The organism is Roseomonas chloroacetimidivorans (assembly GCF_049629625.1).
Lineage (GTDB): Bacteria > Pseudomonadota > Alphaproteobacteria > Acetobacterales > Acetobacteraceae > Roseomonas > Roseomonas chloroacetimidivorans.
In genome coordinates this window covers 1-2,332 of record NZ_JBNBZS010000232.1, presented here as the reverse complement: position 1 = coordinate 2,332, position 2,332 = coordinate 1, and the positions used below count along the sequence as shown (strand labels likewise).

At 67.3% G+C, this 2,332-nt stretch carries 1 protein-coding gene; it reads right to left on the bottom strand.

The genetic code is table 11. From position 1 onward, the window contains the following. Positions 1 to 707: 707 nt before the first annotated feature. Positions 708 to 1,685: a Bug family tripartite tricarboxylate transporter substrate binding protein gene (locus ACO1BU_RS36945; protein WP_424140838.1), complete on the bottom strand. Its 978-nt coding sequence runs from the start codon at positions 1,683 to 1,685 to the stop codon at positions 708 to 710. Positions 1,686 to 2,332 lie beyond the last annotated feature (647 nt).

Genomic DNA, 2,332 nt, shown 5'->3' with positions numbered 1-2,332 from the left:
ATCGCGCGACGCTCAAATTCACCGAGCACGGCATCGAAAGCCTCAAGGAACTCTGCCTCGACCAGAAGCGGTGAGCGCGGTCAGCACGTCTGCGCTCGATAGCCCGCGGCCCCGGCCGGATGGATACGCCGATGCGGCCGGCACCCGAGCTGCGGAGATCAACCGCGACGCTGAGGAGGCCACGGCTCGCGTCCAGGCGCTCGAAGGCAGGGCAACGGGGCTCCCGCCGACCGGGGTGCCGCAGACCCGAACCTGGAGCACCTGCGGCCTGAAGCAGCCGAACTGGAGCAGCAGGTTGCCCTACGCCGTCAAGAACTGGCCGCCCTCGAAGAGCAGGCGGCCCGGCTTCGGGCCGCGCCGGACACCCAGGTGATGCCTTGAGCCCCGACAGTGCCGAATGCGGGGACGCCGCTGGGCGGAACTGGAGGCATGCGCGACTGACGTCCTGACGCATTTAACGTGGGCGCCGACCCGGGCCACCTCAGGGCTGTCAGGCTGCAGGAACGGGCGGCTCGCGGCTCGTCTCAGCAAGCCGCTGCGGGGCGATAGGCACGATGAACTCTTAACCAGCGCGCCTGATGAGCAGGGTAGGGCATTTGCCACAATCACCGCCTAAAGCCGATTGTAGGCACAGAGGCGGTCTTCGTGCCCGGGTGCGTCATGTCTGAATGTCTCCCCGGCGCTGTCGTCGGGGAGGTAGCTTGGCCTCAGGTCATGCTGATGTTGGCGGCGCGGATCACCGGTGCCCAGCGCTCGACCTCCGCCCGGATCATCGCGCCCATTCCCGCCGGAGTAGAGGCGGCGTAATCGGCCCCCAGCGGCGCGAGCCTGGCCTTGGAGGCGGGATCGTTCAGCGCGTTGCGGATATCGGCCGAGATCTTCTCGACCAGCGCGACCGGCGTGCCCGCCGGCACGGCGATCCCGTTCCAGGACTGCGCTTCGAAGCCCGGCAGGATCTCCGCGATGGTGGGCACATCCGGCAGGTTTGCATTGCGCTTCGCGCCGGTCACCGCGATCACGCGCACGCTGCCCGAGCGAATATGGGGTAGGTACGTCTGCAGCTGGTCGAACATGAGTTCGATCGTGCCTGCGAGCTGGTCCGTCACCGCCGCCGCTGAGCCACGATATGGGATGTGCACGAGGTCGAGCCCCGTCCGCAGTCGCAGCATCTCGCCAATCAGGTGGTGCGCGGTGCCGATCCCTGGAGAGCCGAAGCGCAGCGGCTCGCGGCGCGCCTGCGCCTCAGCGATGAAGCTGCTCAGGTCCCGTGCCTTCACCGTGTCGTTGACTGTCATGACGTGGTCGGTCGTGAAAACGACGGAGACGGGGGCGAGATCGCGCTGCGGATCATAGGGCATCTTCGGGTTGAGCAGCGGGCCGGTCGCCAGAGGGTAGGCTGCGGCGATCAGCCAGGTATGTCCGTCAGGGGCGGAACGGGCGACATATTCGCCACCGATGCCGCCACTCGCGCCGGGGCGGTTCTCGACGATGACGGGCGTACCGTAGCGCTGAGAGAGGAAGTCGGCGATCACGCGGGCAGAGCTGTCAGTTGCTCCACCAGGGGTGAAGGGAACCACCAGGCGCACCGGACGGCTGGAGAAGTTATTCGCCCGGACCGGGTAGCTCAGCAGCGCCGGAACAGCGAGGGCACTGCCGAAAAGGGCGCGGCGCTTCAGGGAAGGCATCGTCGAAACTCCTGATCAGGCACATGTCAGCCGCGCGCCGACATTCATCGGCACGCCAGCATCTGCCCTTTGACTTTCGACCAGCGTTCCTGAGCCATGCTGCCCCATGGCGAGACAGCGCGGGCGGGATTAACGCGCGTCCCCGCTGCCGGGCAAGATCCCGGGTCAGAAGCAGCGGAGCGGCAACAGCCACCGCTTCAGCTTTCCGTACTCAACCGCTCCGGGCTGAGCGTCTTTCCCTTGATCTCCAGCGGACGCGCCGCTCCCGTTCCTCCGCGCAGGCCGACGAAGAAGGTCGGTGCCTGGATGTCCGCTCACGAGAGGGGAGCAGAACGCCCGGATGTGAGCCCAGACAGCTGCGTTCTACCCGCCCACGGGGAGGTGTCCCGGTGGAGATGTCCAGCCGGCCGAGCGACTGTGCGCCAGTCTCGCCAGGGGAGGGCGTTGCCCCGACCTATCGCGTGTTGCTCACCCAGACCCAGCAAATCCGGGCACAACGCGCATCTATGGCGGGGCTTTAGGCACGATAATCCTGCATTATCGTGCCCAAGGGGGAAGGCGAGGGGGATTGCCATCAAGACACCGGCCCTGGCACTCTCGACGGGGCCGTAGAGGCGGGCGCGGGGGCGCCGGCTGGGACGGCTCGA

Coding starts and splice junctions, on each gene's coding strand:
- ACO1BU_RS36945 (WP_424140838.1), bottom strand. CDS start 1,685: ATGCCTTCCCTGAAGCGCCGCGCCCTTTTCGGCAGTGCCCTCGCTGTT.